Genomic DNA, 15,266 nt, shown 5'->3' with positions numbered 1-15,266 from the left:
GCAGGCGCGTGGGGTCGAGCGCGGCCGGCACCGTTTCCGCCTCGCCGAGCAGGGCCGCGCGCAAAAGCTGCGCGTCGCGCTGCCAGGCCTGGACCTCGGCCGCGCGTCCGGGATCGCGCGCGATCCAGTCCTCGACCGCGGCGCGACGTTCGCCGTCGAGGCGGCCATCGACGTAGGCATGGAGGTCGTGTTCGCTCGGCGTCGTGTTCATGAGGAAGACTTGGTTGCGGTGGAGGGCTTCAACAATCTCAGCGGCGCGGCCGGGGTTTCGCCGTCGCTGAGCCGGCGCAAGGCTTCGCGAGCGCGCGACAGGCGCGACATCACCGTGCCGATCGGCACCTGCAGGATGTCGGCGACCTCCTGGTAGCTGAGCCCCTCGACCGAGACCCACAACAGCAGGCTGCGTTGCTCGACCGACAGGCGTTGCATCGCTTCCAGGGCCGAACGCGCGAGGACTTCGCGCTCGGCCGAAGGCTGGCTGTCCTGGGAGATGCCGAGCCGCGACAACACGCCGGCATAGCGTTGTGCGCGGCGTTGGCCGTCGAGGAACTGGCGGTACACGATCGCGAACAGCCACGGCCGCAGCGCCTGCTCGTCGCGGCGCCGGCCCCAGCCGAGGATCGCCCGTTCCACCGCCGCCTGGACCAGGTCGTCGGCGGCGTGCGGATCGCGGGCGAGCCAGCGCGCGAACCGCCGCAGGGACGGCAGTTGTTCGCGCAGGGCGCTGTCGAGGTCGCTGGCGGGCATGAGCGGTCCGGGAACGCGGGTCGGGGAGTCGCTAGGCAGGACGCCGCTGGCCGCAGTTTATTCCGCGGTCTGGGGAATAAACCTCGCCGCGGTGCGTCGTACTCCAAGATTCCCGACCCGAGCCCCGCCATGTCTCCGTCCGACCCGCCCGCCGTAACGCCGCCCAACCCCAACCCCGACCCCGTCCATCGCCCTGCCCGGCCGCCCCAAGCGCTCGCGCGATGGGCCCTGATCGCCGCCGCCGTGGCCGGCGCCGCCGCCGCGTTCGCCTATGTCGGCGGCTGGATCACTCCGCAGCGCCTCACCTCGCGCGGCCTGGTCGACCGCCTGCAGCTCAACGGCGGCCTGCACCCGGGCTATCGCCGCAACCATGCCAAGGGCGTGTGCGTGATCGGCCACTTCGACAGCAACGGCGCCGCCGCGAAGTACTCGAAAGCGGCCGTGTTCGCGCCCGGCCGCACGCCCCTGGTCGGCCGCTTCGCGATTCCCGGCGGCAACCCGCACGCACCGGATTTCGGCGTGCCGATCCGCAGCCTGGCCTTGAGCCTGACCCAGGCCGACGGCCAGCAATGGCGCACCGGCATGAACAGCATGCCGGTGTTTCCGGTGGCCACGCCGCAGGCGTTCTACCGACAACTGCAGGCCGGCCGCCCCGATCCGGCGACCGGCAAGCCCGATCCGGCCAGGCAGGCCGCGTTCTTCGCCGCGCATCCGGAAACCGCGGCGTTCCGCGCCTGGGCCAAGAACCACAAACCCTCGCCGAGCTACGCCACCGAAACCTATTACGGCCTCAACGCGTTCTACTTCGTCGACGCCGCCGGCGCGCGTCATGCGGTGCGCTGGCGCGTCGCCGCCGACAACGGCCCCGACGGCGCCATACCGGCGACGCCGCCCGAGGACTATCTCGAGGGCGAACTGCAGCGGCGGCTCGCGCACGGGCCGCTGCAGTGGCGTTTGCTGGTGACCCTCGCCGCACCCGGCGACCCGACCGCCGACGCGACCCGGGTCTGGCCGCCGGACCGGCGCGAGATCGACGCCGGCCGCGTGGTGCTCGAACGCAGCGAACCGCAAGCACAAGGCGCCTGCCGAGACCTCAATTTCGATCCGCTGATCCTGCCCGCAGGCATCGCCGCGTCCGACGACCCGCTGCTGCCGGCGCGCTCGTCGGCGTACGCCGAATCCTATCGCCGCCGCACCGCCGAACACGCCGGCGGCGCAGTCACCGAGACACAGGAGTCCCACCGATGAAGCGCGATCCCGAACTGTTCTGGTGGCCGGCGCGCGTGCTGCACTGGCTGATGGCGGCGATGGTGCTGAGCACGCTGTTCGTCGGCGTCGGTATGGTCGCCAGCGTCTCGGCGCGGCACAGCTGGCTGCTCGCGCTGCACAAGCCGCTCGGCGCGGCGATCCTGGTTCTGGCGATGTTGCGCTTGATCCTGCGTCTGTGGCGCAGGCCTCCGCCGTTGCCGGCCGACCTGCCCGCGCTGCAGCGTATCGCCGCGCAGGTTTCGCACTGGCTGCTGTACGCGCTGATGCTGGCCTTGCCGCTGGTCGGCTGGGCGATGCTCTCGGCCGGCGGCTACCCGGTCATGCTCAGCGAACACCTGCGCCTGCCCGCGATCGCACCGTTCGACGCCGACTGGTTCGCGGCTCTGCGCGGGCTGCATCGGCTGCTGGCGTACTCGCTGTTCGGCCTGATCCTGCTGCACGGCGCCGCCGCGCTGTACCACGGCCTGATCCGCCGCGACGGGGTGCTGCGCAGCATGCTGTGGCGGCGGCGCGCGGCAGCGGACACGCCGCCACCGGACTGACCGGCGTCAGCCGCGCAGGCCGTGCCCGCCGACCGGTTCGGTCACGTGGTACTCGTCGAAACTGGCGATGATCGGTTTCGCTTTCGCGATCGCGGCCTGGACCGACGGCAAGGCCAGCGAGGCGCGATGGCTGTCCTGGCGGTCCCAGACTTCGCTGATCCAGATCGCGTCGGCGTCCTTGGGGTCGCGCGCGACCACGTAGCTCAGACAGCCGGGCATGGCGTCGATGCCGTCGAGCAGGATCGCGATCAGGGCATCGCGCTGGCCGGCGGCGGCGGTCATCTTTCCGATCAATCCGTACATGGTCCGGGTCTCCTGAGGTCGAAATACCGGCTTACTTCGGCGCGTAGATCTTCGACAGGCGGTCGGGCGTGCCTTCGATGCGTTCGAGCTTGGGGTACTTGAGGCCCTCGCGGTAGTCGATGCGCACGGTCTTGATCGCGTCGCCGTTCTTGATCAGCAGTTCGATCGGGTGCCGACCGTCCTTGGCCGCGGTGACCGCGTCCTTGAGCCGCTCGCCGTTGCTCGCATAGCCGTTGACCGCGAGCACGATGTTGCCCGGGGCGATGCCGGCGTCGAAGGCCGGCCCGTCCCAGCGCACGCTGGCCACCGAGGAGTCGCCGTTCGACACGCTCATGCCGAGCGAATAAGTGAGATCGACCGCCTTGCGTTCGCCTTCGGCGAGCTTCTGGAACTCGCCCGGCGTATCGGTGAACACCAGCTTCCAACCGCTCGCGGCCAGGCCGTCGGTCGGCGGTGCGTGGCTGTCGATGCGCTCGCGCAGGAAGCCGGCCCAGTCGAACGCGGCGACGCCGTCGAGCGCGGCGACCACGTCCTCGAATTCGTAGGGCTTGACCCGATAGTCGCCGTTCTCGCCGGCGAAGAAGGCGCGGGCGAAATCGTCGAGCGAGCGCTTGTCGCCGCTGAGCGCGCGCAGCTTGGCGTCGACCGCCAGCCACACCAGCTGGCCGCCGTTGTAGTAGTCCTCGCTGAGCTGGTAGCTCGTATACGACTTCGGCCTGCGTTGGGCGATGACCGGGTCGTAGGCGGTGTCCTGCAAGCTGCGCCAGGCCAGCCCCGGGCGATCGTTACTGTAGCGCGCGACCACCTGCGCCAAGGCCTCGCGCGCCAGTTCCGGTTTCCACAGGCCCGAGCGCGCGGTCAGGACATAGCCCCAGTATTGGGTCTGGCCCTCATAGACCCAGAGCAGGCCGTCGCTGAGCGGCTGGTTGAAGTTCGGCGCGGCGATCCCGGCCGGCCGCCGGTACTTGCCGTTCCAGGAATGGGTGAACTCGTGCGCGAGCAGATCGCGGCCGATCGCGCTGCCGCCGTCCCAGCCGGTGAAATAGTCGACGTCGACGCCGTTCTCGCTGGAACGGTGATGCTCCAGGCCGATGCCGCTCATCTGGCCCGACAGCGAGAGCAGGAACTCGTAGCGGTCGAACGGCCGCGAGCCGAACAGCTTGTAGGCCTGGCCGACCAATCGGCGATGCAGCTCGATCTGCTCGGGCTTGGCTTCCAGGTACTTGGCCGCGTCGGCGACCAGGTTGAGCCGCACCGGGGTCTTCGCGCCCGGGTCGAGATCGATCTGCTTGAAATGGCGGCCGGCGAACACCGGCGAGTCGAGCAAGGTGTCGAACGGCACCGCGCGATAGCGCAGCCGGTCGCCCTCGCGCGCCTCGAGTTCGAGCGCGGTGCCGGCTTGCCACCCGGACGGCAACTTCAGGGTCGGCGCGATCTGGATGCCGCGCGCGTAATACCCGGCCGGGTACAGCGCGACCTGGTTCCACTGCACGTTGAGCATGTCGGCGGTCATCACCACCCGGCCCGGCGTGCCGCCGGTGGGCGTGAGCATGTCGAAGCTCAACTCCAGCTCGGCGACGCCTTCGGGCACGACCAGCTTGAAGGCATAGACGTCGAGCGGGTCGCGCTGCCAGGCGATGGCCTGGCCGTTGCCGCGGATGCGCAGGCCGGCGAGCTTGTCGATCGGGCCGGTCGGCGAATGATTGCCCTGGATCCACTGCGGAAACAGCAGGGTCAGCGCGCCGGCCTGGACCGGCAGGCGCTGGCGCACATGCATGACGCGCCGCGCCAGGTCGGTCGCATCGACCTCGAGCTGCACCAGGCCGGGATACGGCACGTCGCGCGGCGCGGCGGTCTGGGCGCCCGCGTTCGAGAACGGCAGCGCCGCGGCGATCAGCAAAGGCAGGACGGCGTGGATCGGACGGACCATGGAAAACTCCGGCGGCGCGAACACGGGACGGGATCCCGCATCCTACCCATCGCGCCCGTCCTGCCCCCTGCCATTCGGCATGGCCGCCGGCGGCGGGGCGCGGTCGACCGATTGCGCACAAGGCATGAGCAATCGTGGGATAGGCGGGTGAGTGCCCGCTTCCCTCCTGCCGTCGTTCCCGCGCAGCCGTGCTCCGCTTTGCTTCGCCGCAGCCGAACACCGAAGGCTTGATCCAGGCAGGACGCTCGAGGCTTCGAACCGTCGGCTTGCGGCCGGACGCTACGCCCGCCTCAGCCGCGACCCAGGCCCGCCATGATGCTCATCGCCACCGCCTCGGCGGTCTTGATGCCGTCCACCGCCGCCGACAGGATGCCGCCGGCATAGCCGGCGCCTTCGCCCGCCGGGAACAGGCCGCGGGTGTTGAGGCTGTGGCCGTCGGGGCCGCGGGTGATGCGCACCGGCGAGGAGGTGCGCGTCTCCACGCCGGTCAGCATCGCGTCGGGCATGGCGAAGCCCTTGAGCTGCCTGTCGAAGGCCGGCAAGGCTTCGCGTATCGCCGCGATCGCGTAGTCGGGCAGCGAGGCGCTGAGGTCGCTCAGGCGCACGCCGGGCGTGTACGAGGGCTGCACCGCGCCGAGCGCGGTCGAAGGCCGCCCGGCGAGGAAATCGCCGACGGTCTGGCCCGGCGCCTCGTATTCGCCGCCGCCCAGTGCGAAGGCCTGCGCCTCCCAATGCCGCTGCAGGCCGATGCCGGCCAGGGGGCTGCCACTGTCGTCGTAGGCCCGGTAGTCCTCGGGGGTGATGCCGACCACGATCGCCGCGTTAGCGTTGCGTTCGTTGCGCGAATACTGGCTCATGCCGTTGGTGACCACGCGCCCGGGTTCGCTCGCCGCCGCGACCACGGTGCCGCCGGGGCACATGCAGAAGCTGTAGACCGAACGGCCGTTGCGGCAGTGATGCACCAGCTTGTAGTCGGCGGCGCCGAGAATCTCGTGACCGGCCTGCGGCCCGAAGCGGGCACGGTCGATCAGCGATTGCGGATGCTCGATGCGGAAGCCGATCGAGAACGGCTTGGCCTCCATGAACACGCCGCGCGAATGCAGCATCGCGAACGTGTCGCGGGCGCTGTGGCCGACCGCGAACACGACGTGGTCGGCGCGCAGTTCGCCGCCGTCGGCGAGGGTCACGCCGCGCAGTTGTCCGTCTTCGATCAACACGTCCTCGACCCGCTGCGAGAAACGGATCTCGCCGCCGAGCGACTCGATCGTCTCGCGCATGTTCTCGACCATCGAGACCAGGCGGAAGGTGCCGATGTGCGGTTTGCTGACGTAGAGGATTTCCTCCGGCGCGCCGGCCTTGACGAACTCGGTCAGCACCTTGCGGCCGTGATGCAGCTTGTCGCTGATCTGGCTGTAGAGTTTGCCGTCGGAAAACGTGCCGGCGCCGCCTTCACCGAACTGCACGTTCGACTCCGGATTGAGCACGCGCTTGCGCCACAGGCCGAAGGTGTCGACGGTGCGTTCGCGCACCGCCTTGCCGCGCTCGAGGATGATCGGCCGGAAGCCCATCTGCGCCAGCACCAGGCCGGCGAACAGGCCGCAGGGGCCCATGCCGATCACGATCGGCCGCAATGGCAGCGCCTCGGGCGCGCGGGCGACGAACTTGTAGTCGGTATCGGGGGTCGGCAGCACCTTGCCGATGTCGGCCGCGCCCGGCTTGCCCTTGGCGTCGGCCGGCGCCGCGGCCTCGGCGGCTTGGAGACGCTGCAGGATCTCGGTCTCGCGAGGCGTGTCCACGTCGATCGAATAGATCAACACGATGCCGCCGCGCTTGCGCGCGTCGTAGCTGCGCTTGGCGATGGTGTAGCCGGTCAGTTCGTCCGCGGCGATGCCGAGGCGGGCGAGGATGGCGTCGGTGAGCGCGCTGGCCGGGTGGTCCAGCGGCAATCGGAGGTCGGTGAGTCGAAGCATGACGATATTCTAAGAGGCTTCGGCGGTGGGCGGTTTTTCGCGCGCCGCCGGTGCGGGAACAACGCCCTGGAACCCTCGCCCCACCCGGTCCGCACGCCGGAAACAGCGGCGGACGCGCGGGACGGATGAGGACGCCGGGCATCGCGTCCGCCGCCTCAACGCCGCCATAACCAACGCGTTATCGGGATTGGCTAGCATGTCCGGTCCTGTTGCCACGACGTCGCCTTCCCCCAATGATCCGACGCCAGTTCCTCAAATCCGCGGCCGGCACCCTGGCCACCCTCGGTTTGCCGTTGCCGGCGCTCGCCTGGGCCGCGCCCGGCACGACCCGGCTCGGCCCGGCCCGGCCCTTCGATTTCGCCGCGCTCAAGGGCCAGGCCCGCGCACTGGCCGAACGCGCCTACGCACCGCGCAGCACCACCCTGCCGCCCGCGGTCGAGGCGATGAACTGGGACCAGTACCAGTCGATCCGCTTCCGCCGCGATCACGCCCTGTGGGCGCAGGACGACACCCGATTCCTGGGCCAGTTCTTCCACCTCGGCCTGTTCTTCAAGTCGGCCGTGCGCATGTACGAGGTCGACGGCGGCCAGGCGCGCGAGATCGTCTACGACCCGAGCATGTTCGACCGCGCCCACAGCGGCCTGGACGGCAAGCCGCTGCCGGCCGACCTGGGCTTCGCCGGCTTCCGGCTCAACACCCGCAAGGACCCCGAGCGCGATTTCGCCGCCTTCCTCGGCGCGAGCTATTTCCGTGCGGTCGGCGGCGAAGGCCAGTACGGCCAGTCGGCGCGCGGCCTGGCGATCGACACCGGCACCGGCCGCCCCGAGGAGTTTCCCGATTTCACCGCGTACTGGCTGGAACGCCCGAGTCCGCAATCGGACACCTTGGTGGTCTACGCCCTGCTCGATTCGCCGAGCATCGCCGGCGCCTACCGCTTCGCGATCACACCGGGCGAGGTGCTGCTGATGGACATCGATTGCGCGCTGTACCCGCGCAAGACCATCGAGCGCCTGGGGCTGGGCCCGTGCACCAGCATGTACCAGGTCGGCGAGAACGACCGCCGCATGGACTGGGACTGGCGCCCGGAAATCCACGACACCGACGGCCTGGCGATGTGGACCGGCCGCGGCGAATGGATCTGGCGCCCGCTGTGCAATCCCGAGTACCTGCGCTTCAACATGTTCGCCGACGAGAACCCGCGCGGCTTCGGCCTGCTCCAGCGCGACCGCAACTTCGACCACTACCAGGACGACGGCGTGTTCTACGACAAGCGCCCCTGCCTGTGGGTCGAGCCCAAGCAAGGCTGGGGCGCGGGCTCGGTGCAACTGGTCGAGATCCCGACGCTGGACGAAACCTTCGACAACATCGTCGCGTTCTGGAACCCGCGCGCCAAGCCGCAGCCCGGGCAAGAGTTGTTGTTCGGCTACCGGCTGTACTGGGGCGCGATGCCGCCGGCGACGCCGAAGCTCGCCCATTGCGTGGCCACGCGCACCGGCCTGGGCGGTCGCATCGGCTTCAAGCGCGATTATTTTTCCTGGCGCTTCGCGGTCGACTTCGCCGGCGGCCCGCTGGCCGAACTGGCCAAGCGCAATGCGACGGTGGAACCGGTGCTGCAGATCGGCCGGGGCCGCCTGGAAACCGTGTCGTGTCGACCGCTACACGAGATCGGCGGCTACCGGGTGATGTTCGACGCGGTGCCGCAGGGCGACTCGACCGAGCAGATCGACCTGCGCCTGTTCCTTAAGGATGCGAGCGGCGCGCTGAGCGAGACCTGGTTGTATCAGTGGTCGCCGCCGGAGAAGAGCGAGCGCAAGCTGTATTGAGCGGCGACGGAGAGCAGGAGCAAGAGCGCAGCACGGCAACGGCAAATCCCCCCTGCCCCCCTTTTCCAAAGGGGGGAACAGCAAGAGCCTGCTTTCCGATATCGGGAACCTCCGCGATCGCGAGTCCCGAGTCCCGAGTCCCGAGTTCCGTAGAGCCTCAAGCCACCCTGGCCCGCCGCGCGCGGGTCAAATGCACCAACAGCAGCGAGATCGCCGCCGGGGTCATGCCGGGGATGCGCTGCGCCTGGCCCACGGTCTGCGGGCGCACGCGCTCGAGCTTCTGCTGCGCTTCCGCCGACAGGCCGCGCACCGTGGCGTAGTCGAACTCGCCGGGGATCGGCGTGCTCTCGTTGCGCTGCTGGCGCTCGATCTCGCCGCGCTGGCGGTCCAGGTAACCGGCGTACTTGACTCCGATCTCGACCTGCTCGGCGACCTCGGGCTCGGCCACCGCCGGGCCCAGCGAGGGCACGCTCATCAGCTGGGCGTAGTTGATCTCGGGCCGCTTGAGCAGATCGCGCGCGCTGCTTTCGCGGCTGACCTCGATGCCGAGGGTCTGGGCGATCTCGCGGCCGAGCGGGTTGTTCGGCGCCGCCCATACCGAGGCCAGGCGCGCGCTCTCGCGCTCGATCGCCTCGCGCTTGCGCGCGAACGCGGCCCAGCGCGATTCGTCGACCAGGCCGAGCCCGCGGCCGGTCTCGGTCAGACGCAGGTCGGCATTGTCCTCGCGCAACTGCAGCCGGTACTCGGCGCGCGAGGTGAACATGCGATAGGGCTCGCTGGTGCCGTGAGTGATCAGGTCGTCGACCAGCACGCCGATGTAGGCCTCGTCGCGGCGCGGGCTCCAGCCCTCGGCGCCGGCGACGAAACGCGCGGCGTTGACGCCGGCCAGCAGGCCTTGTGCGGCGGCCTCCTCGTAACCGGTGGTGCCGTTGATCTGGCCGGCGAAGAACAGGCCGGCGACGGCCTTGGTCTCCAGGGTCGACTGCAGCCCGCGCGGATCGAAGAAGTCGTACTCGATCGCATAGCCGGCGCGGGTGATGTGGGCGCGCTCGAAGCCGCGGATGCTGCGCACCAGGTCGAGCTGCACGTCGAACGGCAGCGAGGTCGAGATACCGTTCGGGTAGATCTCGGCCACGTCCAGGCCTTCGGGCTCGACGAAGATCTGGTGGCTGGCCTTCTCGGCGAAACGCACCACCTTGTCCTCGATCGAGGGGCAGTAGCGCGGGCCGATGCCTTCGATCTGGCCGGTGTACAGCGGCGAGCGGTCGAGCGCGCCGCGGATGATCTCGTGGGTGCGCTCGGAGGTGTGGGTGATCCAGCACGACACCTGACGCGGATGGTCGGCCGGCGTGCCCAGGAAGGACATCACCGGACGCGGATCGTCGCCCGGCTGCTCCTCCATGACCGAGTAGTCGAGGCTGCGGCCGTCGATGCGCGGCGGCGTGCCGGTCTTGAGCCGGTCGACCACGAACGGGCCTTCGCGCAGGCGCGCGGCAAGAGCGATCGCGGGCGGGTCGCCGGCGCGGCCGGCGGCGTAGGTGGTCTGGCCGACGTGGACCTTGCCGGCGAGAAAGGTGCCGGCGGTCAGCACCACCGCCGGCGCGGCGAAGCGCAAGCCGGTCTGGGTGAGCACGCCGGTGACCCGGCCGGCGTCGAACTGGATGTCGTCGACCGCGGCCTGGAACAGGGTCAGGTTCGGCTGCGCCTCGACCGCGCGGCGGATGAAGCTGCGATACAGCGAGCGGTCGGCCTGGCAGCGCGTGGCCCGCACCGCCGGGCCCTTGCTGGCATTGAGCCGGCGCCACTGGATGCCGGCCGCGTCGGCGGCGCGCGCCATGATCCCGCCGAGCGCGTCGATCTCCTTGACCAGGTGGCCCTTGCCGATGCCGCCGATGGCCGGGTTGCAGCTCATCGCGCCGACCGTCTCGACCGAGTGGGTCAGCAGCAGGGTGCGCGCGCCGGCGCGCGCCGAGGCCAGCGCGGCCTCGGTGCCGGCGTGGCCGCCGCCGACCACGATCACGTCGTAATGGAAAAAGGATTCGTTCATCGGTTCAAGGCACCACGGTCGCCCCGTCGTCGGAAGCGACGCTCAGGATGCGGATTTTAGGCCAGACCGGGGGCGGACCGCCTTCACCCACGCTTGGCACACTTCATGCTTGGGTACTTAGTGCACCTTGCGGGGCAGGCGCTCGACGCCGGCTGGAATTGGAACAGGGGCTGGCCAAGCGCTCGCGGGGGAAGCTGGGGGGCCGAATGTCGGGGGACATTCGGCCCCTTTTTATTGCCTGTCGTTTGGGTCCGCGATTGGGACCATCCCGGCCCCGGCAAGACCGGCGGCTGGATCGCATCGCCGCGGCATTCGCCGTCAGGGCGAGCTAAGCCGTTGATCAAAAACGCAAAGGCGCGCGTGGATACGCGCGCCTTTGGGTGTTTCCCCGGAGTCCGGGGGAATGGGCGCCGACGCCTGACAAGGACGGAACAGGGGGGATCCGTGATTCCTCGTCAGGCGCCGACATAGAAGCCTTGCTTACCGAAAACGTCCAAATACGACGTAAGCGGTCAGTAGCGGTAGATTGCTGTCACTTCCGCCTGAACGCAAGTGCTCGCCATTCCAAATCCAGCGTCTTGCCCGCTGGCCTTCAGATCCGGCCAGATTCCGTTCAGCGTTCGACGTCCTTCCAGGCGCGGCCGCCGTCGCGACGGGTCGAAGGCGTGGACGGCATGCGCGGCTGCATCGGCTGCTGCTGCATGGCCCGCGGCTGCGGCATGCTGCGCGGCTGCGAGATCGCACCGGGGTGGGTCGGCGCCCAGGCGCCGCCGCCGACCGGACGCGTGTCGCGCCACGGAATGCCGCGCGAAGGCTGGCTGGTCTGCGGCGGACGGTGGTTCGGCGGACGGTGCGGCCGGTTCGGGTAGTAGTAGCGCGGGTACGGATACGGGTAATAGCCCGGGTAGCCGTAACCGCCGCCGTAATAACCGGGGTAGCCGTAGTTGCGATACCGATAGGCGTCGCCGTACGGGTAGTAGCCGTACCCGTAGTTTTGGCCGTAGTAGCCGTAGTCGACGCTGGGACGGCCGTAGTAATACGAACCGGCGCCCCCGCCGCCGCGATAGGCGTAGTCGGACACGCAACCGGCCAACAGGCCGGCGGCGATGAGCGGAGCGATGAGCTTGCGGATCATGGCAGACCCCCTGGTGAGGGTTTCAGCTTCGACCCGAGGCGTTGAACTCGGGCTTAATTCGACCCGCGCGCTGCTGTACGGTTCAGCCCTTGCTGTCGGCCGAGGCATCGCCTTGCGGCGCCGAGACCATGCTCGGGTCGATGCGCGGCGGCAGGCAACCCACCAACAGGACGAGGAGCAGGCATACCGTGAGTTTGCGGAGCATGTGGATTCCCTGTGGTGAGCGTGGACGAAAACCGCCCGAGCGAAGCCGGTTGCGGATGCGGCGACCGGTTGGAGCCAGGTTCGGCCCTATCCTGGCGTTTCCATCGGGGAATATCCAGGTCCGAATCCGGGTGATGCCGACGCGCGAACGACGGGCCGGGAGGACGGCCTGGACGGCGCCCACGCCCTGCGTCCGAGCGGTGGCGACACGCCTAAGCTAGTCTTCGCGCGGGCGGCGTTTACTGCACGGGTTCACAGAAAACCATGCTGCATCGCATTCGGTGCGGCGCCGCACATCGCGGCATGTCGCGCCGCCTGCGGGTTAAGGTAGATTGACCGCGATGGAATACGGCCAGGGATCGGTCTACGCCGCGCATGCGGCCTGCCCGACCCGACCGCCCCGACCGCCGCGTCGCGGAACTTCGCCGGCGGGCGCCGGGTCGTTCCCGGTCACCCGGGCCTGCGTTCGCGCGCGCGCCCACGCCTCGTCTTTCCCCTTCTGGCCTAAGCAGTCCCGATGATCGAACTGGATGCGGTCCATCGTCGCTACGAGATGAATGGACAAGCGGTCGATGCCCTGGCCGGCGTGGACCTGAGCATCGCGGCGGGCGAATTCGTCGCCATCACCGGCGCCTCGGGCTCGGGCAAGTCCAGCCTGCTCAACATCCTCGGCTGCCTCGACCGGCCGACCCGCGGGCGTTATCTGATCGAAGGCCGCGACGTCGCTGCGCTCGACGACGAGGCCGCCAGCGACATCCGCAACCGCCGCATCGGCTTCGTGTTCCAGAGCTTCCATCTGCTGCCGCGCCTGAGCGTGATGGAGAACGTCCTGCTGCCGCTGCGCTTCCATCGCCAGCCGCCGCCCGACAGCACCGAACGCGCGCGCGAGCTGCTCGCGCGCGTCGGCCTGGGCGAGCGCAGCGAGCACCGGCCGAGCGAGCTCTCCGGCGGCCAGCAGCAACGCGCGGCGATCGCGCGCGCGCTGTTGCTGCGCCCGGCCCTGCTGCTGGCCGACGAACCCACCGGCAACCTGGATTCGAAAAGCGCCGCCGACGTGCTCGACCTGATCGAGGAAGTGCACGACGGCGGCCAGACCGTGGTGCTGGTGACCCACGACCGCGATCTCGCCGCGCGCGCGCCGCGCGAGGTGCGCCTGCACGACGGCAAGGTCGACCATGATTCGGCCGCCTGAGTTGCGTCCCGCTCTTCGCCAGGTTCTTCGCCGGGCTCGCCCGTCCCTGTCGCAGCTGGCGCCGGCGCTGATGGCGCTGTCGCTGGCTGCACCGCCGGCGTCCGCGGTGGTGTTGACCGGCGAGGTGCGCTCGGTCGGCGCCCAGCCCATCTATACCCCGCAGTCGAATACCGCGCCGGTAGCGATCCGCTACTTCGTCGCCGAAGGCCAGGCGGTCAAGGCCGGCGAGGTCGTGCTGCGCATCGACCCGGGCCAGGCCGGCACCCAGATTCCCGACCTCGACGCCAAGATCGAACAGGCCCGCGCCAAAGCCGCCAAGGAATTGGCCGAACTCGAGGTCAAGGCGGTCGATGCCGAAGTCGCGCTCGCCGATGCCGAGGCCGCGCTGGCCACGGCCAGGATCGAGGCGGCGATTCCGCGCGGCCTGATCTCGCAGCTCGACTACGACCGCCACCAGGGCGAACTCGACAAGACCACCCGCGAGCTCATCCTCAAGCGCGAGCAGTTCGCCGCCGCGCGCGCCGCGGTCGCGCGCCGCCAGCAGGACGCCAAGCTCGAAGTCGACAAACTGATCGTGCAGCGCGAGTACTACGCCGCGCTGCTTCGTCAGTCAGAAGTCCGCGCCGAACGCGACGGCATCGTCCTGCACGGTTTCAACAACAACTGGATCGGCGGCCGCATCGACGAAGGCAGCTCGACCATGCCCGGTAGCAAGGCCGGCGAAGTGGTCGGCCGCGGCGGCGGCATGGAGATCCGCGCCTGGGCGCTGGAACCGGACCGGCGCGGCCTCACCGTCGGCCAGGCCGTGCAGCTCGCGTTCGACGCACTGCCGCGGCAACGCGTGCAAGGCCGCATCAAGGCCATCGCCGGTGCTCCCGACCGCAAACCCGAATGGGGCGAAGGGCGCTACTTCAGCCTCGACATCGAATTGCCGCGCGGGCACGCGCTCAAGCTGCTGCCGGGGATGAGCGTGCGCGTATCGACCGCGGTGCCGAAGGCCTCGACCGGAGCGTCGCGATGAAGCGGGCACGGCCGACCTCGATCTCGCTCGCTTCGATATCGCCCGGTGCGATATCGTTCGGTCCCATATCGCTCATTGCGATATCGCTCGCCCGGACACCGCTCGTTGCGATATCGCTCGCCCTGCTGCCGCTCGCCGCGGCGCAACCGGTCGGCGCGGCGACCCTGCGCATCGAGGGCGAGGTCTACGCGCGGCGCAGCTCGGCGCTGACGCCGCCGAACGTCGAGCGCATGTGGCAGTTCAACATCACCCGACTCGCGGCCGACGGCGCGCCGGTCAAGCGGGGCCAGCCGGTGATCTCGTTCGACAGCAACGACGTGGTCAAGCAACTCGGCGAGAAGCGCAGCCAGCTCAAGGAAAAGCAGAGCGAGCTCGACAAGCTCGAGCTGGAGCTGGCCGAACGCGAGCGCAGCGAGCGCCTGGCCACCGCCGAAGCGCGTGCCGAACTCGACAAGGCGCAGCGCAAGACCCAGCAGCCGGCCGAGCTGATCGCCGGCATCGAATACCGCAAGCTGTTGGTCGCGCGCGCGCAGATGGAACGCAAGATGGTCCTGGCCCAGCGCCGCGAAAACCTGTCGGCCGAACAACGCCGCCAGGAGCGGCGCCTGCTCGCCGCCGAGCGCGCGCAGTTGCAGGCCGACGTCGACCGCCTGCAGCGCTCGTTGGCGGCGCTCGAGGTGAGCGCGCCGCGCGACGGCCTGATGATGCACCGGAGCAATTGGGAAGGCGAAAAATACGATGTCGGCTCGCAGGTCTGGGTCGGCCAGACCGTCGCCGAGATTCCGGACATGAGCACCCTGGCGGTGCGCGCCGAATTGCCCGAGCGCGACCTGCGCCGGGTCGCGCTCGGCGCGCCGGTGCGGATCGTGGTCGAGGGCGGCGCCGGCAGCGTGCTGCGCGGGCGCATCGCCTCGATCGGCAACGCCATCCGCAGCAAGTCGCAGGTGCAACCGGTGCCGGTGCTGGATCTGGACGTGCGCCTCGACGACCCGCGCGCGCCGCTGCGTCCGGGCCAGGCGGTGCGGGTCGAGATCGCCTCGGCCCAGCCGGCCGCGCCCGCAGCCGCGCGGAGCCCGGCCCGAT

General features: G+C 69.8%; 14 protein-coding genes. 6 read left to right on the top strand and 8 right to left on the bottom strand.

Annotated elements, in window-relative coordinates:
* Both ACSAMQ_RS17015 and ACSAMQ_RS17010 read right to left on the bottom strand, forming a co-directional pair.
* On the bottom strand, positions 1-211 hold a 211-nt coding region (locus ACSAMQ_RS17015; RefSeq protein WP_435396794.1), incomplete at its 3' end, for an anti-sigma factor family protein.
* On the bottom strand, positions 208-747 hold the full coding sequence (locus ACSAMQ_RS17010; protein ID WP_435396793.1) for a sigma-70 family RNA polymerase sigma factor: 540 nt from the start codon (positions 745-747) through the stop codon (positions 208-210). The genes ACSAMQ_RS17010 and ACSAMQ_RS17015, both read right to left, overlap by 4 nt.
* A 129-nt stretch (positions 748-876) precedes the next feature.
* Here ACSAMQ_RS17010 and ACSAMQ_RS17005 point away from each other — a divergent pair, with 129 nt between their 5' ends.
* Both ACSAMQ_RS17005 and ACSAMQ_RS17000 read left to right on the top strand, forming a co-directional pair.
* A complete protein-coding gene (locus ACSAMQ_RS17005; protein ID WP_435396792.1) occupies positions 877-1,995 on the top strand; it encodes a catalase family peroxidase in 1,119 nt (372 codons plus the stop codon).
* Positions 1,992-2,558, top strand: coding sequence for a cytochrome b (locus tag ACSAMQ_RS17000; protein WP_435396791.1), 567 nt, complete (start codon positions 1,992-1,994; stop codon positions 2,556-2,558). Before ACSAMQ_RS17005 ends, ACSAMQ_RS17000 begins: the two co-directional genes overlap by 4 nt.
* A gap of 6 nt (positions 2,559-2,564) precedes the next feature.
* Here ACSAMQ_RS17000 and ACSAMQ_RS16995 read toward each other — a convergent pair whose 3' ends face one another.
* From ACSAMQ_RS16995 to ACSAMQ_RS16985, 3 genes are all read right to left on the bottom strand, one after another.
* A complete protein-coding gene (locus tag ACSAMQ_RS16995; protein WP_435396790.1) occupies positions 2,565-2,861 on the bottom strand; it encodes a putative quinol monooxygenase in 297 nt (98 codons plus the stop codon).
* A 31-nt stretch (positions 2,862-2,892) separates the two neighbouring features.
* Positions 2,893-4,791: a M61 family metallopeptidase gene (locus ACSAMQ_RS16990; protein ID WP_435396789.1), complete on the bottom strand. Its 1,899-nt coding sequence runs from the start codon at positions 4,789-4,791 to the stop codon at positions 2,893-2,895.
* Between the two features lie 290 nt (positions 4,792-5,081).
* Positions 5,082-6,761, bottom strand: coding sequence for an NAD(P)/FAD-dependent oxidoreductase (locus ACSAMQ_RS16985; RefSeq protein WP_435396788.1), 1,680 nt, complete (start codon positions 6,759-6,761; stop codon positions 5,082-5,084).
* 233 nt (positions 6,762-6,994) lie between these two features.
* On the opposite strand from ACSAMQ_RS16985, the gene ACSAMQ_RS16980 reads away from it, so the two are divergent.
* Positions 6,995-8,584 (top strand): glucan biosynthesis protein, encoded by a 1,590-nt coding sequence (locus ACSAMQ_RS16980; protein ID WP_435396787.1) that lies wholly within the window; start codon positions 6,995-6,997, stop codon positions 8,582-8,584.
* A gap of 157 nt (positions 8,585-8,741) precedes the next feature.
* Here the strand turns inward: ACSAMQ_RS16980 and mnmG are convergent, their stop codons facing one another.
* From mnmG to ACSAMQ_RS16965, 3 genes are all read right to left on the bottom strand, one after another.
* A complete protein-coding gene (gene mnmG / locus ACSAMQ_RS16975; RefSeq protein WP_435396786.1) occupies positions 8,742-10,631 on the bottom strand; it encodes a tRNA uridine-5-carboxymethylaminomethyl(34) synthesis enzyme MnmG in 1,890 nt (629 codons plus the stop codon).
* A gap of 613 nt (positions 10,632-11,244) precedes the next feature.
* The gene (locus ACSAMQ_RS16970) at positions 11,245-11,766 is read right to left on the bottom strand and encodes a hypothetical protein (protein WP_435396785.1); all 522 of its coding nucleotides are present in this window, start codon (positions 11,764-11,766) and stop codon (positions 11,245-11,247) included.
* Positions 11,767-11,848: 82 nt separating this feature from the next.
* Complete coding sequence (locus tag ACSAMQ_RS16965) at positions 11,849-11,971, bottom strand: hypothetical protein (protein ID WP_435396784.1); 123 nt, start codon at positions 11,969-11,971, stop codon at positions 11,849-11,851.
* Between the two features lie 516 nt (positions 11,972-12,487).
* Here ACSAMQ_RS16965 and ACSAMQ_RS16960 point away from each other — a divergent pair.
* From ACSAMQ_RS16960 to ACSAMQ_RS16950, 3 genes are all read left to right on the top strand, one after another.
* On the top strand, positions 12,488-13,162 hold the full coding sequence (locus ACSAMQ_RS16960; RefSeq protein WP_435396783.1) for an ABC transporter ATP-binding protein: 675 nt from the start codon (positions 12,488-12,490) through the stop codon (positions 13,160-13,162).
* Between the two features lie 70 nt (positions 13,163-13,232).
* Positions 13,233-14,183: an HlyD family secretion protein gene (locus ACSAMQ_RS16955; RefSeq protein WP_435396782.1), complete on the top strand. Its 951-nt coding sequence runs from the start codon at positions 13,233-13,235 to the stop codon at positions 14,181-14,183.
* Positions 14,180-15,266, top strand: a 1,087-nt coding sequence (locus ACSAMQ_RS16950; RefSeq protein WP_435396781.1) for an HlyD family secretion protein, incomplete at its 3' end; no start/stop codon positions are given. The genes ACSAMQ_RS16955 and ACSAMQ_RS16950, both read left to right, overlap by 4 nt.

The organism is Lysobacter sp. 1R34A (assembly GCF_051217035.1).
Lineage (GTDB): Bacteria > Pseudomonadota > Gammaproteobacteria > Xanthomonadales > Xanthomonadaceae > Lysobacter.
The sequence above is the reverse complement of the archived record's forward strand: the minus strand, read 5'-3'. Positions and strand labels throughout refer to the sequence as shown.

What these genes read in the sequence shown, in the direction of transcription:
- ACSAMQ_RS17010 (WP_435396793.1), bottom strand. Translation starts at nt 747, where the DNA reads ATGCCCGCCAGCGACCTCGACAGCGCCCTGCGCGAACAACTGCCGTCC.
- ACSAMQ_RS17005 (WP_435396792.1), top strand. Translation starts at nt 877, where the DNA reads ATGTCTCCGTCCGACCCGCCCGCCGTAACGCCGCCCAACCCCAACCCC.
- ACSAMQ_RS17000 (WP_435396791.1), top strand. Translation starts at nt 1,992, where the DNA reads ATGAAGCGCGATCCCGAACTGTTCTGGTGGCCGGCGCGCGTGCTGCAC.
- ACSAMQ_RS16995 (WP_435396790.1), bottom strand. Translation starts at nt 2,861, where the DNA reads ATGTACGGATTGATCGGAAAGATGACCGCCGCCGCCGGCCAGCGCGAT.
- ACSAMQ_RS16990 (WP_435396789.1), bottom strand. Translation starts at nt 4,791, where the DNA reads ATGGTCCGTCCGATCCACGCCGTCCTGCCTTTGCTGATCGCCGCGGCG.
- ACSAMQ_RS16985 (WP_435396788.1), bottom strand. Translation starts at nt 6,761, where the DNA reads ATGCTTCGACTCACCGACCTCCGATTGCCGCTGGACCACCCGGCCAGC.
- ACSAMQ_RS16980 (WP_435396787.1), top strand. Translation starts at nt 6,995, where the DNA reads ATGATCCGACGCCAGTTCCTCAAATCCGCGGCCGGCACCCTGGCCACC.
- mnmG (WP_435396786.1), bottom strand. Translation starts at nt 10,631, where the DNA reads ATGAACGAATCCTTTTTCCATTACGACGTGATCGTGGTCGGCGGCGGC.
- ACSAMQ_RS16970 (WP_435396785.1), bottom strand. Translation starts at nt 11,766, where the DNA reads ATGATCCGCAAGCTCATCGCTCCGCTCATCGCCGCCGGCCTGTTGGCC.
- ACSAMQ_RS16965 (WP_435396784.1), bottom strand. Translation starts at nt 11,971, where the DNA reads ATGCTCCGCAAACTCACGGTATGCCTGCTCCTCGTCCTGTTGGTGGGT.
- ACSAMQ_RS16960 (WP_435396783.1), top strand. Translation starts at nt 12,488, where the DNA reads ATGATCGAACTGGATGCGGTCCATCGTCGCTACGAGATGAATGGACAA.
- ACSAMQ_RS16955 (WP_435396782.1), top strand. Translation starts at nt 13,233, where the DNA reads ATGGCGCTGTCGCTGGCTGCACCGCCGGCGTCCGCGGTGGTGTTGACC.